Source organism: Arthrobacter sp. UYEF3 (assembly GCF_040546245.1).
In the GTDB taxonomy this organism is placed as follows: Bacteria; Actinomycetota; Actinomycetes; order Actinomycetales; family Micrococcaceae; genus Arthrobacter.
The window spans coordinates 79,878-98,032 of sequence record NZ_JBEPNK010000007.1 but is presented as its reverse complement, the minus strand read 5'-3'; the positions used below and the strand labels follow the sequence as shown (position 1 = coordinate 98,032).

Sequence of the window (18,155 nt, the reverse complement as noted above, 5' to 3'; positions counted from 1 at the left end):
ACTACTCCCTCGGGCCCCGAGGGGCCGGTCTATTCCTGGGCCGGCCGGTTTCTGGCCGGTGCCTAGTTGGCGTGCAGAGCCTCGTTGAGCTCAACGGTCTGCCCCCGGCGGGGGAGTACTTCCACCTCGCCGCTGGTGGAGTTGCGGCGGAAGAGGAGGTTGGGCACGCCGGAGAGCTCGAGCGCCTTGACGATCCGGCTGGTGTCCCCGCCGTCGTCGTCCTTGGGCCCGATCACGCGGACCCGGGTGCCGGCCGTGACGTAGAGGCCGGCCTCGACGACGGAGTCGTCGCCGATGCTGATGCCCACGCCGGAGTTGGCGCCGAGCAGGACCCGTTCGCCCAGCGAGATGGTCTCCTTGCCCCCGCCGGAAAGGGTGCCCATGATGGAGGCCCCACCGCCGACGTCGGAGCCGTCGCCGGCTACAACACCGGCCGAGATGCGGCCTTCGACCATGGAGGCGCCGAGCGTGCCGGCGTTAAAGTTCACGAAGCCCTCGTGCATGACCGTGGTGCCTTCGGCCAGGTGCGCGCCAAGGCGGACCCGGTCGGCGTCGGCGATCCGGACGCCGGAGGGGATGACGTAGTCGACCATCCGCGGGAACTTGTCCACCCCGTACACGGTGACGGCGCCGCGCTGGCGCAGCCGTGCCCGGGTCAGTTCGAAGTCCTCGACGGCGGCGGGGCCGAAGTTGGTCCACACGACGTTGGGGAGCTTGCCGAAGATTCCATCCAGGTTGATGCTGTTCGGCTGCACGAGGCGGTGCGAGAGCAGGTGTAGGCGCAGGTACGCATCAGCGGTGTCGGCCGGGGACTCATCGAGGTGGATCTGGACGAAGACCACCTTCTGCTCGGTACCCCTGTCGGGGTCGCCGCCGTGGGCGGCGATGTCGAGTAGTGACTGGTCCGCGTTGGCGACGTCGCTCAGGCTTTCCGCCGCGGTCCCGAGGGCCGGCGCCGGGAACCAGACATCCAGCACGAGGGCATTGCCGCCGCGTGTGGCGATGGTTGCGACCCCGTAGCCGTAGGCGGAGCGGGCGTCGTCGGGCACAGCGGAAGCAGCGGTTTCAGTCATACCCCCAAGTCTATAGAGGGCCCCGGCGTCCACCGAAACCGGTGACTGTCCGTCGGGGCGAGCGGGCGGGCATATACAGTGGAACGGTGACTGAGCCTACTGCCCCCGCCCGCCTGGACCTGCGCCGCGACGTCGCCCTGTTGACCGCGGACATCATCGATATTTTCAGCGTGTCGGGGGCGGAACGCCGGCTGGCCGACGAGGTGGAGCATGCCATCCGCTCCGTCCCGCAGCTGGAGCTGACCCGCGACGGCGATGCGCTGATCGCCCGCACCAACCTGGGCCGGGCCGAGCGGGTCATCCTCGCCGGCCACCTCGACACCGTCCCGCTGCCGGCCACCGAGGGCTCGCTGGGCACCGTTCCCTCCTTCTGGCCCTCCGGGGCGCCGGGAGAGGGCCTTCTGTACGGCCGGGGCGCCACCGACATGAAGGGCGGCGTCGCGGTACAGCTCGCGCTGGCGGCCGGACTGTTCGACGGCGGCGCGGAACCGGACAAGGACGTCACCTTCGTGTTTTACGACCATGAGGAAGTCGAGGGGGTCAAGAGCGGCCTGGGCCGGCTGGTCCGGAATCACGGATTCCTCCTCGAGGGCGACTTCGCCATCCTGCTCGAACCCACCGACGGGACGGTGGAGGGCGGCTGCAACGGCACCATCCGGTTCGAGGCGAGCACCCGCGGCGAGGCCGCCCACTCGGCCCGGGCCTGGATGGGCAGCAACGCCATCCACGCCGCGGCGCCGATCCTCGCCAGGCTGGCCGTCTACGAACCGCAGACCGTCGCCGTCGACGGCCTGGACTACCGCGAAAGCCTTAACGCCGTGCGGATCAACGGAGGGACCGCGGGCAACGTCATTCCGGACCGCTGCGTGGTGGAGATCAACTACCGCTTCGCGCCGGACAAGACCCTGGACCAGGCCGAGGAGCACGTACGCGAACTGCTGGCCGGCTTCGAGCTGGTCCGCACCGACGGCGCCGCCGGTGCCCGCCCGGGGCTGAACCACCCCGCCGCCGCCTCCTTCGTCGCCGCCGTCGGGGCCAAGCCGAAGCCGAAGTACGGCTGGACCGACGTGGCGCGGTTCAGCGAACTGGGGGTGCCCGCCGTCAACTTCGGCCCGGGAGATGCGCTGCTGGCGCATACGGATGACGAACACGTCGACGCCGCGGCCGTCCGCGAGTGCCTGCGCGTGCTGCGGAGCTGGCTGGGCGTGTAGCACCGCCCAACAACGCAATAAGGTCCGGAACCAGGGTTCCGGACCTTATTGTGCATTGCTAAGTAACTATTTGGCGTCGATGCCCGCCGGGATCTTGGCCATCCCGCCCGCGGCTTTTTTGGAACCCCGGCGTTCGATCCAGATCGCCAGCCGGGACACAGCCAGGTTGATCGCTATGTAGATGGCGGCGGCCACAAAAAAGATCGGAAAGAGGAACTGAGGGCCCAGAAAGTCAGCCATGACCTGCACGGCGCGCAGGAGCTCACCGTACGCCACGATGTATCCCAACGACGTGTCCTTGAGCAGCACCACCAGCTGGGCCACAAGCGAGGGAAGCATCCGCCGGATCGCCTGCGGCAATTCGACGAACAGGCGGGACTGGAAGCTGGTCAGGCCGATGGCCAGGCCTGCTTCGCGCTGGCCCTTGGGCAGCGACTGGACGCCGGCTCGGATGATCTCCGCGAAAATGGCGGCGTTGTAGAGCACGAGCCCTGCAACGACGGCGACGTAGGAACTGGTCCCAAACACCAGCAGCACAAAGAACATCATCAGCACCACAGGCATGCCGCGCAGGAACTCAAGGACAACCCGGATCGGAATGCGGATGGCCGGAACCAGCGAAATCCGCAGCAGGCTGATCATAAGCCCCAACGGGAAGGCAATAACAGCTGCGACGGCCGCCGCTGTCAGGGTGGCCCCGAGTCCGTTGCCAATGAGTTTCCAGACGTCGGGGTTGCCGAAAATCTCCCAGCGCCGCGCTTCGAAGATCCCCTGCGTGGCGAGCGTCACGACGGCGATCGCCAACAGGCCCGCGATCAGGAGTGCACCGATGACCGATGCGATCAAGGAGATGCGGCGGGCCTTGGGCCCGGGGACGTCGTAGAGAACGGAAGTCATCGGGCGATCGCCACCTTTCGTTCGACGCGGGCAGCAAAGATACCGAGCGGGACAGTGATGAGGAGGTAAAAGAAAGCCACGCCGACCAGGACCCAGAGGACCTTGTCACCGTTAGCGTTCGCCAGCTGCTTGCCCTCACCGAACAGTTCGAGGACAAAGAACGCACCGGCCACCGAGGAGTTCTTGACCAGGGCGATCAGGATGTTGATCATCGGCGGAATCACGGTGCGCAAAGCCTGCGGCAAAACGATGTAGGACAGTACTTGGCCGAAGCCCATGCCAATGCTGCGGGCCGCCTCGGCCTGGCCCACCGGAACGCTGTTCACGCCTGACCGGACGGCTTCGGCGATAAAGGCCGAGGTGTAAGCGCTCAGGGCTATGATTGCGGCGACTTCAAACTGCTGGAAAGTCACACCCAGCCGGGGCAGCACAATGGCTGCGAAGAAGAAGGCGATGGTCAGCGGGGTATTGCGGACGATCTCTACATAAAACATGCTGAATCCCCGCAACGCCGTCACCGGGGAAACCCGGGCTGCCGCCAGCAGGGTTCCGACGATCAAGGAAATAATGCCGGAAACGACGGCCAGAAAAAGGGTTCTAAGAAATCCGTCCCAGTAAGCCGGGAGGTTTTCAATAATAACGTCCATAGGGTCCTTCAGCTGCGTTGAGGGGGCCGAGCAGAAGACGGCAGCGGCGGCCGGTGCCGGTCAAGGCACCGGCCGCCGCCAAACCGGCTAGTAGCGGTTGATGGCCGGAAGTTCCGGGACGGTCTTGATGACCTTGCCGGCGGTAGCTTCCCAGGCCTTCTTGTAGGTACCGTCCTTGGCGAACGCTTCGAGCTGGTCGTTGATCCAGCTACGGAAAGCGGTGTCGCCCTTTTTCAGGCCGATGCCGTAAGGCTCCTTGGTGAACGTCTGGTCCGAAGCGAGCTTGAAGGCCTCCGGTTCCTTGTCCACGAAACCGGCGAGGATCACGTTGTCGGTGGTGATGGCTTCAACCTGCTTGTTGCGCAGCGGCTCCAGGCAAGCGGAGTAGGTTGCCGCCGGGACGAGCACAGCTCCATACTTCTCCACGATGGTGCTGGCAGGCGTTGAGCCGGTCACGGAGCAAACTTTTTTGCCCTTGACGTCTTCGGGCTTGGTGATCGTGGTGTTGTCCTTGTTCACCATCAGGGCCTGGCCGGCTTCGTAGTACGGTCCGGCGAAGTCAACCTCGTTTTTACGCTTATCAGTGATCGTGTAGGTAGCGACGATGATGTCGACCTTGCCCTGCTTGATGAATTCCTCGCGGTTGGCGGAGACGGTTTCCACCCACTCGATCTTGTCGGCGGGGATGCCCAGCTTGCCGGCGATGGCCTTGCCGATCTCGACGTCGAAGCCTACGGGCTTGCCGTCCAGGCCTTTCTGGCCGAACAGGGGCTGGTCAAACTTGCTGCCGATGGTGATCTTGCCGGCAGAAGCCAGCTTGGCCATGGTGGTATCGGCGGCGAAGCTCGGCTTTTCGGCAACGGGCGGCGCGCTTGAGCTGCCACCGCTGCCGCCGCCACAGGCGCTCAGGCCGAGGGCCACAGCAGCGGACGCCGCAATCAGAAGGGATTTCCTGCGGGTCATAAATGCCTTCATGGCATTCCTTTCATTGAAGGGCTGTTGGTGGACAGCCCGGGTGCGAATCGAGAGATCGATTAGTGGGTCAGCAGCTTGGACAAGAAGTCCTTGGCGCGGTCGGTCTTGGGGTTGGTGAAGAACTCTTCGGGCGTGGCGTCCTCGATGATTTCGCCGTCGGCCATAAACACCACCCGGTCCGCTGCCTTGCGGGCGAAGCCCATCTCGTGGGTCACCACGATCATGGTCATGCCTTCCTTCGCCAGCTGGATCATCACGTCGAGGACTTCGTTGATCATTTCCGGGTCCAAGGCCGAGGTGGGCTCGTCGAACAGCATGACCTTCGGCCTCATGGCCAGGGCGCGGGCGATCGCCACACGCTGCTGCTGGCCGCCGGAGAGCTGGGCCGGGAGTTTGGGAGCCTGGTGTCCGACGCCGACACGCTCCAACAGCGTCATGGCTTCTTTGTCGGCCTGGGCCTTGGGCTCACCCTTGACCTTGATCGGCCCGAGCGTGATGTTCTCCAGAATCGTTTTGTGCGCAAAAAGATTAAAGGACTGAAACACCATTCCGACGTCGGCCCGGAGCTTGGCGAGGTCCTTGCCCTCGGCCGGCAGTTCGTTGCCGTCAATGCTGATGACCCCGTCATCGATGGTTTCGAGCCGGTTGATGGCTCGGCAAAGCGTTGACTTGCCGGAACCCGAGGGGCCGATGACAACGACCACCTCGCCTTTGCGGACGTTCAGGTTGATGTTCTTGAGGACGTGCAGCTGGCCGTAATGCTTGTTGACGGCATTCAGGGAGACGAGGGCATCGCCGGGCACTTGAGTAGTCATAGGAAGAATCTAGCGAACATTAGCGGAATATGACGCCAATCACTGAGAGTTGATCCACATCGTGACCCAAGAGATATCCGCAGGTCAGCATCATGCCGCGCCGCGATCAGGGCCGAGGCGGAGCGGCTCCGGACCAGAAGATCCACGCTAGCCTATGGGGATGAGTACCGAAGCGCAGCCCACCCCAGAGCAGAACCCCGCGGGGACCGCCGGTCCCGGACGGCGGGATGTCCCGCCCGCCAACGGCATCCGGCATAAGGGTCCACTGGAGCTGCGACGCAAGGCAGCGAAGGTCACGATGTCGGACCGGACACTGCTGGACACCCAGGGCCCCGGACAGTTTGTGCACACAGATCCGTGGCGGGTGCTGCGGATCCAAAGCGAATTCGTGGAAGGTTTCGGTGCGCTCGCCGACCTGGGGCCCGCGGTCAGCGTGTTCGGTTCCGCCCGTACCCAGCCGGGCAGCCGCAACTACGAACTGGCAGTCGACGTCGGGCGCAGCCTGGCCGAAGCAGGTCTGGCGGTCATCACCGGCGGCGGTCCGGGCTCGATGGAAGGGGCCAACAAGGGAGCGGTCCAGGGCAACGGGGTCTCCGTGGGGCTCGGGATTGAGCTGCCGTTCGAGCAGGGCATGAACCAGTGGGTGGACCTGGGCATCAACTTCCGCTACTTCTTCGCGCGGAAGACCATGTTCGTGAAGTACGCCCAGGGATTCATCGTGCTGCCCGGCGGCCTGGGCACCCTCGATGAGCTCTTCGAGGCCATGGTCCTGGTCCAGACCCGGAAGGTGACGTCCTTCCCGATCGTGCTGATCGGCACGGCCTTCTGGAGTCCGCTATTGGAGTGGATCCAGTCCACCCTGGTTGCCGAGGGCATGATGGCGGCGGAGGACCTCGGCCTCGTGCAGGTGGTCGATGATCCGGCTCTCGCCGTGGAGCTCATAGTCGAAGGCGCCGCCCGCCACCGCGACCCGAGCGGGAACGGCACCGCCGGCAATGGCAGTCCGGTGAGCGGCCCCGCCGGTAACAGCCCGCTGGCCTGAGCCGTGCGCCCTGCCGCGTCTGGCACGATGGAGCTGTGAGTTTCTTCCTGGTGTTCGTGGCGATCGTGCTGGCCGCCGTCGCCATCCTCGTGGGTACCGATCTGGCGCCGCGGATCTTCCGCAGCCGCGCCGGCGAACAGCCCTTCGAGGACGGCTTCGACGAGCCGGTCGCTTCGCTGCCCGCCGTGCTGCTCCCCGCTGACGCGGTACCGGCCGACGTCGACCGGATCCGCTTCGCCGTCGGCGTGCGCGGCTACCGGATGGACCAGGTGGACCAGGTCCTCGACGAATTGCGGGATCAGATCGCCCGGAAGGATAGCGAAATCGCCGCCCTCCGGACCGAGATCAGTCAAGCACGGCTCAGTCAACCTCGGCCGGGACGGGAACCCGCCACGGCGCCGGACCCTGCACCGTGAACGGAACAGCGCAGGACGGCCGGACCGCAGCCGTTCGAAGCCGGATTGCGGCCGCCGGTGCCCGTACCGCCCGCTGGCCCTGGTGGCTGCAGCTCGGTGGCCTGTACCTGGCCGCCCGCCTGGTCAGCGCCTGCATCTTCATGGCTGCAGCCCTGCAGCAGGGCGTGAATCCGTGGTTCCCGCCGAAGCCGGACTACTGGAACTTCATCAACATCTGGGACGCGCGCTGGTATGCCGAAGTTCTTGGCAACGGCTATCCCGTCGCGCTGCCAACCGACGACGCCGGCAATGTACAGGAAAATGCGTGGGCTTTCTACCCGCTCTTCCCGCTACTGGGCCGTTCGCTCACTGCCCTGACCGGGATCGCCCCCGCCGCCTCACTGACGGTCATCGCCATGCTCTCCGGGTTGGCGGCGGCACTGGTCATCTACCGGTTGTTCCGGCACCGCGCCTCGCAGCGCACGGCGCTCTGGGGTGCCGTGTTCGTTTCCACGTTTCCGGTCTCGCCGGTCCTGCAGGTACCGTACGCCGAATCGCTGAACCTGCTGCTGCTCGCCTCGGCCCTGCTGCTCGTGGTGCGCCGGCGTTACCTGTGGGCCATGCCGGTGGTGCTCCTGATGTGCCTGTCGCGGCCCACCGGCGTGCCCTTCGCGGCGACGGTCGGCCTGCTGTTCCTGTACCGCGTCTATCCGCACCTGCCGACCCTGTCCCGTGGCGGCCGGCCTCTGACGGCCGCCGCGGGCCCCGCGGGCGCGACGCCTCCCGTCACCGGCATGGCGGCGCCCGCCGTCCCCGGGGCCGGGGAGCACAGCCGTGGCGAGCTGTGGTCGCTGGCCGGGCTGACCGCCGTCAGCGGGCTCGGCGCGCTGCTGTGGCCCGGTATCGCCTGGGCCGTCACCGGCGACCTTCAGGCCTATACCAAGACCGAGACTGTGTGGCGGGGCCACGACCTGGTGCCCTTCAAGCCCTGGTTCGACACCGGCGTCCAGCTCTTCGGACCGGTCCTCGGGCTGGTGGCGCCGTTCGTCTTCGTGGCCGCCTTCGTCGCCCTGCTGAGGTCCCGGCCCGTGGTGGCGCTGGGCGCCGAGCTTAGGCTCTGGTGTGTTTGCTACCTGGTCTACCTGCTGGTCTTCCTGCACCCGCAGACCAGCACCTTCCGGATGCTGCTACCGCTGTTTCCGCTGGCACTCAGCGCAGCCTTCGTTTCCCGCTCCCGGGCCTACCGCGGGACGGTTGTTGTGATGTTTATGTTGCTGCAGCTGGTCTGGGTGGTGTGGCTGTGGGCATGGGCCCAACTGCCCGGCGGCGGCGACTACCCACCGTGATGCCGGACACCTTCGCGGGCCGTCGGCGCGGCATTCCCGCGAGCCGGAGAAAAGTCCAACGATTAGCTACAAGTGCGTAATTACGGGATAATAGGCATTAAGCAACGGAAAACTGAGTGTTGCGTCACGGCGGCGTCCATCACGGTCGCCGGGCGGCATGTTTGACCAAGCGGACACAGCCCGGCCGGGCTGGTAAGTCACTGGACTACTGGAGGGGATATTCCTTATGGCGGCTATGAAACCACGCACCGGCGACGGACCTATGGAAGTGACCAAAGAGGGCCGCAGCCTGATCATGCGTGTTCCGCTCGAAGGCGGCGGGCGGCTTGTGGTTGAACTCAACGCTGCAGAAGCGACAAACCTCAAGGAATGCCTGGTAGGCGTTACCGAATAGCTTTGGCGTCGCATGAAAGAGGGGGCCCGTTGCCATTAGGCGGCGGGCCCCCCTTTCCGTATGTCCGGGGGCTATTTACGGACGGGGCTATTTCTTCACTGCGACCAGCAACCCGTCGCCGGTGGGCAGCATGGCGGAGGCGAGGCGGTCGTCGTCGCGGATGGACTTTCCGATTTGCCGCAGCACCACGGTGGTTGACTCCCGCGCCGCCGGGTTGGAGACCCGGTCCTTGTCCAGGGCGTCGTTGACGATCAGCAGGCCCCCGGACTTCAGCAGCCGGATGGCCTGTTCCACATAGCTCGGGTAGTTAGGCTTGTCCGCGTCGATGAACACCAGGTCGTAGGCGCCGTCGGTCAGTCGCGGCAGGACATCGGCGGCACGCCCGGAGATGGTGCGGGTGCGGTTGGCCGGGCTGCCGGCCTCGTGGAAGGACTCCCGGGCGGCACGCAGGTGCTCGACGTCGACGTCGATCGTCGTCAGGACGGCCTGCGGGCCGAGCCCCCGCAGGATGCACACGCCGGAGACACCGGCGCCGGTGCCGATTTCCACCGCCGTCTGCGCTTTGGAGGCGGCGGCGAGTACTGTGAGGACGGCGCCGACGCCGGGCCCGATGGGGGTGACGCCAAGTTCGAAAGATCGTTCGCGCGCGTGCAACAAGACCTCATCCTCGGCAGGCAGATCTTCTGCGTAGGACCAGCTCGTGGACTTGTCGGCGCTCATGGGTATCGCTTTCCGGGCAGGAGGGGAGTGTCTCATACAGCGTACTGTGTTCATTGCGTTCTTCCGGTGCTGCCTTGTGGTTCCGGGTCCGGGCGCGCTCCGTTCCGCCGTCGGCGGAAGAAGCGCCGGCGTCAGGAAATTCCCAGTTATTTTTGAAATGATGGTGATCCGCTCATCCGCGTGGTGATCGGCGTCGAATCAAGGGTGCAGGCGCTTGCAGCAGCAAGCCCGTCCGGGCGTAAGGATCATCCGCGAGGGGAGTGGACAATGTCGGTTGTGGCAGCTGTCCCTGTAAATAACGAGTCCCAGCCCACGGCCGAGGCCGAGTGGGTCAGGCCGACGTGGGAAGAGGTAGTGACCAACCACTCCGCCAAGGTGTACCGACTGGCGTACCGGCTCACCGGCAACAAGTTCGACGCCGAAGACCTCACCCAGGAAGTCTTTGTACGGGTTTTCCGCTCACTGGAAAACTTCAAACCCGGGACCCTGGACGGCTGGTTGCACCGCATCACCACCAACCTCTTCCTCGACCAGGCCCGGCGCAAGAGCCGGATCCGCTTCGATGCCCTGGCCGAGGACGCCGAGTCTCGGATCCCCGGACGAGAGCCGGGACCCGAACAGAGTTTTGAGTTCAACAATCTTGATCTCGACGTGCAAGCTGCCCTCGAAGAGCTGCCACCGGACTTTCGCGCGGCCGTGGTGCTGTGCGACCTCGAAGGCCTCTCCTACGACGAGGTCGCCGCGGCGCTGGACGTCAAACTCGGCACCGTCAGGTCACGGATCCACCGCGGCCGGACAATGCTGCGCGAGAAGCTCGCCCACCGTGACCCTAGGCCGAAGGCCGCCGCCAAGCAGTCCTTGAAGCCGCGGCTCAAGATGCCGCGCATCGCCGGCCTCCTCTAAACAGGCAATGGGGCAACCGAAACACTTCCTCGGTGGACTTTCGTGCAGGTACCTCGCCCGGAAACCCGGGAGCATCCGGCTCGGCTCGGTGCCGCTGAACGGCAGGGCCCAGGCACGGCGCCTGCAACACCTTGAACGGTGCGCAGCGTGCCGCGTCCGTTCAGAGCGGGAAAAGGCATACCTGCAGCGGCTGCGCGGCGCTGCTGTGCCGGCAGCCAGCGGAGATCTCACCGCCCGCCTGCTGGCCCGCACGGAGGAACTGGCCGCCGGGCCGGGGTGCGAACTCCCCGGCACCGCATCCGAGCGGCAGGCGGCTCCGGATCCGCAGACCGCGCCGCGCCAGACCTTCCAGCGCCGTAGCCTGCCGGCACGCAAACGCCCAGCGGGGTCTGCGCCCCTGCGGGTTGTTGTCCGGATTGCCGGCGGTGTCGCCGCGACAGCGGTCCTGATGGGCGGCGCCGCGTACGTCGTGGGCGGCGCCGCCGCGCCGTCGGCCGACGGCGCCTTCAGCTCGGCCTTCGCCGGGCCGTTGACCGTCCCGGCACTGTCTTCTGAAAACCTCGCCGGGGCTGCTTGGTCGCTCAGCGGCGAACCCGACGTCGCGCCCGCAGGTTCGCTGAGCTCCGGGCAGCTTACGGCGTTACGCGCCCGGGGCTGGGCGTGCCCGGAACTGCGGGAACTCGGTTACCACCTGGTCTGGGCCCGCGGCGGGGTCGCCTTCGGCACGGAGGTGCTGGCACTCAGCCTCACCGACGGCAGACACTTTGCCACCGTCCTGGAGCAGCATGCAACAGCACGCCCAGGGGGCGGCGGGGAAACCGGGGCAGGCCAGCCGGACCCCGCCACGCCGGTCAACGTCCTCACCGGGCATCAGGCCAGCGCGGACGGATTCGTAAACGCCAGGCCGGGCCCCGCCAGGCCGGGCCCCGCCAGGCCGGCTGCCGCCGGGCCGGGCGCCGCCGGGCCCGGGGCTGCAGGACCGGACGGCGCTGCGCAGCCGCAGGGCCCCGCCGCGGCGGCCGGCGTGCTCTGGGTCAACACGCAGACCCCGTTCCGGGCCATTTACCGCACGCCGGAGGCCACCTTCACCTACATCTCGGAGCTTCCGGAAGAGCAGGCTGACGACGGTGTCGGTGCGTTGGTGCACGCAGGCTCCGGCCCGCCCGCTGCATCACGGAACGACGAGGAGATAGCGGCCCGGCTGGAGCGGGGACTGGGACGGATCGCGCAGTTGCTGGCCCGGTGAGGGGACACAACGGCCCGCCGCATGGCGGGCTCCGCCGGCCGGGTTACGGCCGGGGCTTCGCCGAATCGTCGCACGCCGGATTGAGAGGGTAATCTTCCTAGAGTGTTTGGAATCAACGGACCGGAGTTCATTCTTCTGCTGATCATCGGCCTATTGGTGATCGGTCCCAGCAGGTTGCCCGAATACACCCAGAAGCTGGCGAACATCGTCAAGGAAGTCCGCCGAATGGCCTCCGGGGCGCGGGAGCAGATCAAGGAAGAAGTCGGCATCGACATCGACGATGTGGACTGGAAGAAATACGATCCCCGGCAGTACGACCCGCGCCGGATCATCAAGGAAGCCCTCCTTGAGGATGACAGCAAGCCCGTGAGCGCCGGAGCCCCGGCCGCCGTCGCCAACGCCAATGAGCGTCCCCCGGCCCGCGTCGTCGAGCGGCTTCCGGCGGGCGAAGCAGCGCCGTTCGACTCTGAAGCCACCTAGGGGCAGCCCGGCCGGTCCGGTTCTGCGTCAGCGGGGCTGAAGGCCCAGCGACATGCCCTTTAGCCCGCGCGGGCTGGTCGCCAGCGTCCCGGCAATCTCCGCCAAGACGACTGCTGCCGGTGTTTCCGGGCGGCCGAGCACCAGCGGGACGCCGGTATCCCCGCCTTCGCGCAACAGCATGTCAAGCGGAATCTGGCCAAGCAGCGGCACCGTTGAGCCCACCGTCGCAGAGAGCCGCTCGGCGAGCACGGCGCCCCCGCCGCTGCCGAAGAGTTCCATCCGCCCGCCGTCGGGCATTTCCAGGTAGGACATGTTCTCCACCACGCCGGCGACGGTCTGGCCGGTCTGGACCGCGATCGCGCCGGCCCGCTCGGCGACGTCCGCGGCGGCGGCCTGCGGGGTGGTGACCACCAGGAGCCGGGCGTTGGGCAGCAGCTGGGCCACCGAGATGGCGATGTCGCCGGTCCCCGGGGGCAGGTCCAGGAACAGCACGTCCAGGTCGCCAAAGTAGACATCCGTGAGGAACTGCTCGAGGGCGCGGTGCAGCATCGGTCCGCGCCAGGCCACCGGCTGGTTGCCCGTGACGAACATGCCGATCGAGATGACCTTGACGCCGTAGGCCACCGGCGGCAGGATCATGTCGTCCACCCGGGTGGGCGCTTGGCTGATGCCCATCAGCGCGGGGACGGAGAACCCGTACACGTCCGCGTCGACGATGCCCACCCGCAGCCCCTGCGCCGCCAGGGCGCAGGCGAGGTTCACGGTGATCGAAGATTTCCCCACGCCGCCCTTGCCGCTCGCCACGGCGTACACCTTGGTCAGTGAGCCGGGAGCATTAAACGGGATGCCGCGGCGGCCGCCCGGTCCGCGCAGCTGCTCCTTGAGGGCCTCGCGCTGTTCCTGGTTCATCACCCTCAGTTCGACGTCGACGCCGGTGACGCCCGGCACCGCGGCCAGCGCCGCCTGGCAGTCGGCCGTGATGGTGCCGCGCAGCGGGCAGCCGGCGATGGTCAGCAGCACGGTGATCCGCGCCCGGCCGTCGACGGAAACGTCCACCGCTTCCACCATGCCAAGCTCGGTGATGGGCTGTCGCAGCTCCGGGTCGATCACGGTGGCCAGTGCCGCGTGAACGGCCCGTTCCAGGGGGGACGCCCCGGATGGTCCCTGCGGGGTGATCATTGCTCGCCTTGTTCGGCTGTCGGGGAGGTGCGTGGTGCGGACGGCGGCGTCTGTTCCGGGCTGGTCTCGGGCCGGACGGCGGGCCGGGCATCGAGCCGGCCTTCGGCTCCGGCTTCGCTCCGGACGCGCGGAATCTGCTGGGTGCGGGGGCTGCGCTGCTTGTCCCGGCGTTCCTTGAGCTTGTCTTTGACCTTGTCGCGCGGGGTCTCCAAGGGGCCGGTGGGGGAGCCGTGGCCGCGTAGTTCCTCCTGTGCCTCCAGCATGTCTTCGAGCAGGCTGCGCAGCTCGGCGCGGACATAGTCGCGGGTGGCGACCTCGCGCAGCGCGATGCGCAGCGAGGCCAGTTCCCGGGTCAGATACTCGGTGTCGGACAGGTTCCGTTCGGCGCGCTGCCGGTCCTGCTGGAGGGTGACCCGGTCCCGGTCGTCCTGCCGGTTCTGCGCGAGCAGCAGGAGCGGGGCGGCGTAGGACGCCTGCAGGGACAGCATCAGGGTGAGCAGGGTGAAGCCGAGGTCCCTGGAGTCGAACTGCCAGGCAACCGGCGCCCAGGTGTTCCAGACGAGCCAGAAGACGCAGAACACCGACATGTAGACGAGGAACTGCGGGGTGCCCATGAACCGGGCAAAGCCTTCGGTGGTTTGACCGAAAGCATCGGGATTCGGGGAAAACTTCGGCAGGATCCGCTGTCGGCCGCTCAGCGGAGTGTCGAGACTGCCGCCTGTCCGTGGTCCGGGGCCGGCCGTGGAGTTCCGTGGCGTGTTGAGATCAGCCAATGCGGCCTCCTAGCTTCCTTATCGGGGCGTCGTCCTCGTGAGCGCGCCAGTCATCGGGTAACAGATGATCAAGCACGTCATCAACAGTCACCGCCCCGACGAGCCGGCCGTCCTCGTTGACCACGGGGAGCGAGTTCAGGTTGTAGGTGGCCAGGGCGCGGGCTACCTCACTGATGTGGGCCTGGTCCGAAACCGGTTCCAGGTTCTTGTCCACCAGGTTCCCCAGCGGCTCCGGCGGAGGGTAGCGCAGCAGCTGCTGGATGTGCACGACCCCGAGGAAACGCCCCGTCGGCGTCTCGAGCGGCGGGCGGGCGATGAAGATCGAAGAGGCCAGCGCGGGCGAGAGCTCCTCGCGCCGGACGTGGGCGAGGGCCTCGGCGACGGTCGCTTCCGGGGGGAGGATGACCGGGACCGGGGTCATCAGGCCGCCGGCGGTGTCCTCGTCATATTCGAGCAGCCGGCGCACGTCCTCGGCGCCCTCCGGTTCCATCAGCTGCAAAAGTTCCTCGGCCTGGGCGCTGGGGAGCTCGGCGAGCAGGTCGGCGGCGTCGTCGGGGTCCATCTCCTCCAGCACGTCGGCGGCGCGCTCGACGTCCAGTGCGGAGAGAATCTCCACCTGGTCGCCCTCCCGCATTTCCTGCAGCACGTCGGCAAGCCGTTCGTCCTGGAGTTCACTGGCGACCTCGAAGCGGCGCTTGTCGCTCATCTCCTGGAGGGCCTCGGCAAAGTCGGCCGGCTTCAGGTCCTCATGCGTGGCGACGAACTGGGTGGCGGCCTGGGGCTCGGTCTTGGCGCCCTGCTGGGCATCGGCCCAGTCGATGATCAGGGTCTCGTTGCGGCGCAGCCGGCTCAGCGGGGAGAGCGAGTGGCCGCGCCGGACGAAGAGCTTGCTGACGATCCAGTCGCCCGAGCGGTGCCGGTCCATGGCAATATCCTCGATGGTGGCGTCCCCGCTGCCGTCGGCGAGCGTCACCCTGCGGTCGAACATCTCGGCGACCACGAGGGTCTCCGCGCCGCGCTGTTCGAACCGGCGAAGGTTCACCAGCCCGGTACAGATGACCTGGGTCTGGTCGATCGAGGTGATACGGGTCATCGGCACGAAAACACGCTTCTTGCCGGGGACCTCGACCACGATGCCGACCACGTGCGGGGCTCCCCGGTTGCCGCGGGAGAGCACCACGACGTCGCGCAATCGGCCCAGCCGGTCGCCCAGCGGGTCGAAGACGTCCAGTCCGAGGAGGCGCGCGACAAATACGCGCGAAAGTGTTGTGCTCACTCCTACAGGCTACCGAGTCTGCTCTCTTTTAGCTGAATTTGCAGGCGCCGCCCAGCCCGATGGGCGAGAATGGGCGTATGTCAAACATTTTTGGTGGTCCAAAGGCCGGCGCCCCCGGCGGGGCGGACGAGTCACGCGCTGTCCCCAAGGGTGACACCGTCGGTTCCTACAACTCCTACCTGGACGCCCAGAAGGCGGTGGACTACCTGGCGGACCAGCAGTTCCCGGTGCAATTGGTCTCGATCGTGGGAAATGACCTGAAGATGGTGGAACGCGTCACCGGCCGGCTCACCTACCCCCGCGTGGCGCTCTCCGGAGCGCTGAGCGGGATGTGGTTCGGGCTCTTCGTCGGCGTCATGCTGTCCTTTTTCTCCACCACGCCGGGGTACTTTTCGATCGTCACCTCCGTCCTGATGGGTGCGGCGTTCTTCATGCTTTTCGGCATCGTTACGTATGCCATGCAGCGCGGCAAGCGCGACTTCACGTCGACCAACCAGGTGGTGGCGACCAACTATGACGTCGTGGTGGCTTTCGAAGCCGCGCATGAGGCCCGCCGCCTGCTACACCAGTTGCCGATGACCCGGAACGACGCCGCCGCGCCGGGCTTCCAGCACTATGACCAGCAGAACCAGCAGAACCAGCAGAATCAGCCGAACCAGCAGAACCAGCCGTTCCAGCCGGGTCCGCAGCAGCCGGGGCAGGGTGTGGCGCCGGAGCGACCCGGGCAGGGTACGGCGCCGCAGCGCCCCGCCGGCTGGAACGACCCCTATGGTCAGCGGACCCCCGAGACCGGCCAGCAGCAGCAGCAGGCCGCCGGCGGCTACGCGGCGCCGGAACCCGAGCCGGCCCGCCCCTCTGGCGTCAGCTACCCGGACCTGCCCGACGGACGCCCGCAGTACGGCGTCCGGGTCAACGAGCCTGCGCCGGCCCCGGCCCCGCAGGGAGGAAGTCAGCAGGGAGGAAGCCAGCAGGGCGAAGCCCGGCAGCCCGAAACCAGCCAGGACGCCTCCCGCGCCGAGGGCGAGCAGCGCTAGCAGCACCCAGGCATGACTAAGGGAGGGCCACCGATGGTGACCCGCCCTTAGTCTTGCCCTTACGTAGCCCCGCGGGACCGCCAGGCTACAGCCCGCCGGGCTACGGCAGCTGGGCCTCGACTTCCTGGTAGATGCCCGCCATCCAGGACTCGACGTCGTCGGCCTTGCGGGGCAGTGCAGCGCTGAGGTTGACCGGGCCGTCCGCGGTCATCAGGATGTCGTCCTCGATCCGGACGCCGATACCGCGGTATTCGGCCGGGATGGCGAGATCGTCCGCCTTGAAGTACAGTCCGGGTTCGATAGTGAAGATCATGCCCGGGGTGAGGACTCCGTCCAGGTACAGCTCCCGCTTGGCCTGGGCGCAGTCGTGCACATCAAGGCCCAGGTGGTGGCTGGTGCCATGCGGCATCCAGCGCCGGTGCTGCTGGCCTTCTGCGCTGATGGCCTCATCGACGGAGACCGGCAGCAGGCCCCATTCGGCGAGCCGCTCGGCCAGCACGGTCGTCGCCGCGGTGTGGATGTCACGGAACTTGATTCCGGGCTGGGCGGCGGCAAAACCGGCGTCGGCGGCGTCGAGCACTGCCTCGTAAACCTTGCGCTGGATCTCAGAGAAGGTGCCGTTGGCCGGCAGAGTGCGGGTGACGTCGGCGGTGTAGAGCGAATCGGCCTCGACGCCGGCGTCCAACAGCAGCAGTTCGCCGGCGTTGACCTTGCCGGTGTTGCGGGTCCAGTGCAGCACGGTGGCGTTGTTGCCGCCGGCGGCGATGGTGTCGTAGCCGAGTTCGTTGCCTTCCTCGCGGGCACGGGCGAAGAACGCGCCCTCGACCACGCGCTCGCCGCGGGGGTGCGTAAGGGCCCGCGGGAGGGCCTTGACCACCTCGGTGAAGCCCTGCACCGTGGCGGCCACGGCCGTCTTCATCTGCTCGACTTCCCACTCGTCCTTGATCAGGCGCAGCTCGGAAAGGGCCTCGCTGAGCTTTTCATCGAGCGCGTCCAGGACGCCCAGGTCCAGGTTCTCCGGGTCCTTGGCGGTGTTGTAGCGGGCGGTGTCGACGAGTGCGTCGATGTTCTCGTCGACCTTGCGCACCAGGCGGATGGAGATGCCGCCGATCTCCGGGGCGCCCACGTTCTTGGTGATGGCCAGCTCAAGCTCTGCCAGGTCCGCTGTCTCCAGTCCGAGCTGGGCCTTGAATTCGGCGAGGGTGGGCCGGGCGCCGATCCAGAATTCGCCCGAGCGCGAGTCAGCATAAAACTGCTCGGTGTCCCGGCCGGCCAGCGGGCGGAAGTACAGGGTGGCGCGGTGGTGGCCGCCGTCGTCGCCGTTGCCCTCATCCGAGGGCTCCAGGATCAGCACGGCGTCGGGCTCATGGTCCAGGCCCAGGCCAGTCAGGTGCGCGAAGCCCGAATGGGGACGGAACCGGTAGTCACAGTCGTTCGAGCGGACCTTCGGCGGGCCGGCGGGTATTACTAGGCGTTCACCTTTGAACAGCTCGGAGATGGCCCGGCGGCGGCCGGCGGCGTGGCCGGCGACAGCGTCTAGTTCGGGAAGCTGCTGTCGGGACGGGGCCCAGTTGCTGGCCATGAACGCCTTAAAGGCGTCGGAGCTGGGCCGCTGCGAGCGGTTGTTGACGCGCTCCTCAAGGGGCTGGGAAGCGGAGGCTTGGGTGTTATCTGCATCGTTCACGCATCCATCGTCTCACCAGCAGCGCGGCTTAGGCCACCAAGCCGCCCCGCGCTGATCTACTACGC

Annotated in this window: 19 protein-coding genes; 9 read left to right on the top strand and 10 right to left on the bottom strand. The window is 67.1% G+C overall.

What is annotated here, in order from left to right; translation table 11 throughout:
• Positions 1 to 62: 62 nt before the first annotated feature.
• The gene (dapD, locus tag ABIB14_RS07265) at positions 63 to 1,073 is read right to left on the bottom strand and encodes a 2,3,4,5-tetrahydropyridine-2,6-dicarboxylate N-succinyltransferase (protein ID WP_354235210.1); all 1,011 of its coding nucleotides are present in this window, start codon (positions 1,071 to 1,073) and stop codon (positions 63 to 65) included.
• An 86-nt stretch (positions 1,074 to 1,159) separates the two neighbouring features.
• Here dapD and dapE point away from each other — a divergent pair, with 86 nt between their 5' ends.
• On the top strand, positions 1,160 to 2,284 hold the full coding sequence (dapE, locus tag ABIB14_RS07260) for a succinyl-diaminopimelate desuccinylase (protein ID WP_354235209.1): 1,125 nt from the start codon (positions 1,160 to 1,162) through the stop codon (positions 2,282 to 2,284).
• Positions 2,285 to 2,350: 66 nt separating this feature from the next.
• Here the strand turns inward: dapE and ABIB14_RS07255 are convergent, their stop codons facing one another.
• From ABIB14_RS07255 to ABIB14_RS07240, 4 genes are all read right to left on the bottom strand, one after another.
• On the bottom strand, positions 2,351 to 3,181 hold the full coding sequence (locus ABIB14_RS07255) for an amino acid ABC transporter permease (protein WP_354235208.1): 831 nt from the start codon (positions 3,179 to 3,181) through the stop codon (positions 2,351 to 2,353).
• Complete coding sequence (locus ABIB14_RS07250) at positions 3,178 to 3,828, bottom strand: amino acid ABC transporter permease (protein ID WP_354235207.1); 651 nt, start codon at positions 3,826 to 3,828, stop codon at positions 3,178 to 3,180. The genes ABIB14_RS07255 and ABIB14_RS07250 overlap by 4 nt, the downstream gene beginning before the upstream one ends.
• Before the next feature lie 87 nt (positions 3,829 to 3,915).
• Positions 3,916 to 4,803, bottom strand: coding sequence for a glutamate ABC transporter substrate-binding protein (locus ABIB14_RS07245; RefSeq protein ID WP_354235206.1), 888 nt, complete (start codon positions 4,801 to 4,803; stop codon positions 3,916 to 3,918).
• 59 nt (positions 4,804 to 4,862) lie between these two features.
• Positions 4,863 to 5,618 (bottom strand): amino acid ABC transporter ATP-binding protein, encoded by a 756-nt coding sequence (locus tag ABIB14_RS07240; RefSeq protein WP_354235205.1) that lies wholly within the window; start codon positions 5,616 to 5,618, stop codon positions 4,863 to 4,865.
• Between the two features lie 154 nt (positions 5,619 to 5,772).
• Between ABIB14_RS07240 and ABIB14_RS07235 the strand changes: the two genes are divergently transcribed.
• The 4 genes from ABIB14_RS07235 to ABIB14_RS07220 all read left to right on the top strand — a co-directional run bounded on the left by ABIB14_RS07235 (position 5,773) and on the right by ABIB14_RS07220 (position 8,795).
• Positions 5,773 to 6,660, top strand: a complete 888-nt coding sequence (locus tag ABIB14_RS07235) for an LOG family protein (RefSeq protein WP_354235204.1) — start codon at positions 5,773 to 5,775, stop codon at positions 6,658 to 6,660.
• Positions 6,661 to 6,695: 35 nt separating this feature from the next.
• On the top strand, positions 6,696 to 7,076 hold the full coding sequence (locus tag ABIB14_RS07230) for a DivIVA domain-containing protein (protein ID WP_354235203.1): 381 nt from the start codon (positions 6,696 to 6,698) through the stop codon (positions 7,074 to 7,076).
• Positions 7,073 to 8,401, top strand: a complete 1,329-nt coding sequence (locus ABIB14_RS07225) for a putative hexosyltransferase (protein ID WP_502909625.1) — start codon at positions 7,073 to 7,075, stop codon at positions 8,399 to 8,401. Before ABIB14_RS07230 ends, ABIB14_RS07225 begins: the two co-directional genes overlap by 4 nt.
• 226 nt (positions 8,402 to 8,627) lie before the next feature.
• Positions 8,628 to 8,795, top strand: a complete 168-nt coding sequence (locus ABIB14_RS07220) for a DUF3117 domain-containing protein (protein WP_079550332.1) — start codon at positions 8,628 to 8,630, stop codon at positions 8,793 to 8,795.
• 87 nt (positions 8,796 to 8,882) lie between these two features.
• Here ABIB14_RS07220 and ABIB14_RS07215 read toward each other — a convergent pair whose 3' ends face one another.
• Complete coding sequence (locus tag ABIB14_RS07215; protein ID WP_354235202.1) at positions 8,883 to 9,515, bottom strand: O-methyltransferase; 633 nt, start codon at positions 9,513 to 9,515, stop codon at positions 8,883 to 8,885.
• 267 nt (positions 9,516 to 9,782) lie between these two features.
• Here ABIB14_RS07215 and sigE point away from each other — a divergent pair, with 267 nt between their 5' ends.
• The 3 genes from sigE (at position 9,783) to ABIB14_RS07200 (ending at position 12,144) form a co-directional block, all read left to right on the top strand.
• Entirely contained in the window at positions 9,783 to 10,418 is a 636-nt protein-coding gene (gene sigE, locus ABIB14_RS07210; protein WP_354235201.1) for an RNA polymerase sigma factor SigE, read from the top strand.
• Between the two features lie 7 nt (positions 10,419 to 10,425).
• Positions 10,426 to 11,664 carry a hypothetical protein gene (locus tag ABIB14_RS07205; RefSeq protein WP_354235200.1) on the top strand — a complete coding sequence of 413 codons (1,239 nt, stop codon included), beginning with the start codon at positions 10,426 to 10,428 and terminating at the stop codon, positions 11,662 to 11,664.
• Positions 11,665 to 11,766: 102 nt separating this feature from the next.
• Positions 11,767 to 12,144 carry a twin-arginine translocase TatA/TatE family subunit gene (locus ABIB14_RS07200; RefSeq protein WP_354235199.1) on the top strand — a complete coding sequence of 126 codons (378 nt, stop codon included), beginning with the start codon at positions 11,767 to 11,769 and terminating at the stop codon, positions 12,142 to 12,144.
• Between the two features lie 27 nt (positions 12,145 to 12,171).
• Here the strand turns inward: ABIB14_RS07200 and ABIB14_RS07195 are convergent, their stop codons facing one another.
• Genes ABIB14_RS07195 through ABIB14_RS07185 form a run of 3 tightly spaced genes read right to left on the bottom strand, consistent with a single transcriptional unit; the run spans position 12,172 to position 15,372 of the window.
• A complete protein-coding gene (locus tag ABIB14_RS07195; protein ID WP_354235198.1) occupies positions 12,172 to 13,323 on the bottom strand; it encodes an Mrp/NBP35 family ATP-binding protein in 1,152 nt (383 codons plus the stop codon).
• Positions 13,320 to 14,096: a DUF1003 domain-containing protein gene (locus ABIB14_RS07190; protein ID WP_354235197.1), complete on the bottom strand. Its 777-nt coding sequence runs from the start codon at positions 14,094 to 14,096 to the stop codon at positions 13,320 to 13,322. The genes ABIB14_RS07195 and ABIB14_RS07190 overlap by 4 nt, the downstream gene beginning before the upstream one ends.
• Positions 14,089 to 15,372, bottom strand: coding sequence for a magnesium transporter MgtE N-terminal domain-containing protein (locus tag ABIB14_RS07185; protein ID WP_354235196.1), 1,284 nt, complete (start codon positions 15,370 to 15,372; stop codon positions 14,089 to 14,091). Before ABIB14_RS07185 ends, ABIB14_RS07190 begins: the two co-directional genes overlap by 8 nt.
• A gap of 77 nt (positions 15,373 to 15,449) precedes the next feature.
• On the opposite strand from ABIB14_RS07185, the gene ABIB14_RS07180 reads away from it, so the two are divergent.
• Positions 15,450 to 16,406, top strand: coding sequence for a YflT domain-containing protein (locus tag ABIB14_RS07180; protein WP_354235195.1), 957 nt, complete (start codon positions 15,450 to 15,452; stop codon positions 16,404 to 16,406).
• Positions 16,407 to 16,506: 100 nt separating this feature from the next.
• Here the strand turns inward: ABIB14_RS07180 and ABIB14_RS07175 are convergent, their stop codons facing one another.
• Positions 16,507 to 18,090, bottom strand: coding sequence for an aminopeptidase P family protein (locus ABIB14_RS07175; RefSeq protein WP_354235194.1), 1,584 nt, complete (start codon positions 18,088 to 18,090; stop codon positions 16,507 to 16,509).
• Positions 18,091 to 18,155 lie beyond the last annotated feature (65 nt).

Excerpts from the sequence above, each read along its gene's own strand:
- ABIB14_RS07250 (WP_354235207.1), bottom strand. The coding sequence starts at position 3,828 with ATGGACGTTATTATTGAAAACCTCCCGGCTTACTGGGACGGATTTCTT.
- sigE (WP_354235201.1), top strand. The coding sequence starts at position 9,783 with ATGTCGGTTGTGGCAGCTGTCCCTGTAAATAACGAGTCCCAGCCCACG.
- ABIB14_RS07255 (WP_354235208.1), bottom strand. The coding sequence starts at position 3,181 with ATGACTTCCGTTCTCTACGACGTCCCCGGGCCCAAGGCCCGCCGCATC.
- ABIB14_RS07245 (WP_354235206.1), bottom strand. The coding sequence starts at position 4,803 with ATGAAGGCATTTATGACCCGCAGGAAATCCCTTCTGATTGCGGCGTCC.
- ABIB14_RS07240 (WP_354235205.1), bottom strand. The coding sequence starts at position 5,618 with ATGACTACTCAAGTGCCCGGCGATGCCCTCGTCTCCCTGAATGCCGTC.
- ABIB14_RS07195 (WP_354235198.1), bottom strand. The coding sequence starts at position 13,323 with ATGATCACCCCGCAGGGACCATCCGGGGCGTCCCCCCTGGAACGGGCC.
- ABIB14_RS07215 (WP_354235202.1), bottom strand. The coding sequence starts at position 9,515 with ATGAGCGCCGACAAGTCCACGAGCTGGTCCTACGCAGAAGATCTGCCT.
- dapD (WP_354235210.1), bottom strand. The coding sequence starts at position 1,073 with ATGACTGAAACCGCTGCTTCCGCTGTGCCCGACGACGCCCGCTCCGCC.
- ABIB14_RS07235 (WP_354235204.1), top strand. The coding sequence starts at position 5,773 with ATGGGGATGAGTACCGAAGCGCAGCCCACCCCAGAGCAGAACCCCGCG.
- ABIB14_RS07180 (WP_354235195.1), top strand. The coding sequence starts at position 15,450 with ATGTCAAACATTTTTGGTGGTCCAAAGGCCGGCGCCCCCGGCGGGGCG.
- ABIB14_RS07220 (WP_079550332.1), top strand. The coding sequence starts at position 8,628 with ATGGCGGCTATGAAACCACGCACCGGCGACGGACCTATGGAAGTGACC.
- ABIB14_RS07205 (WP_354235200.1), top strand. The coding sequence starts at position 10,426 with ATGGGGCAACCGAAACACTTCCTCGGTGGACTTTCGTGCAGGTACCTC.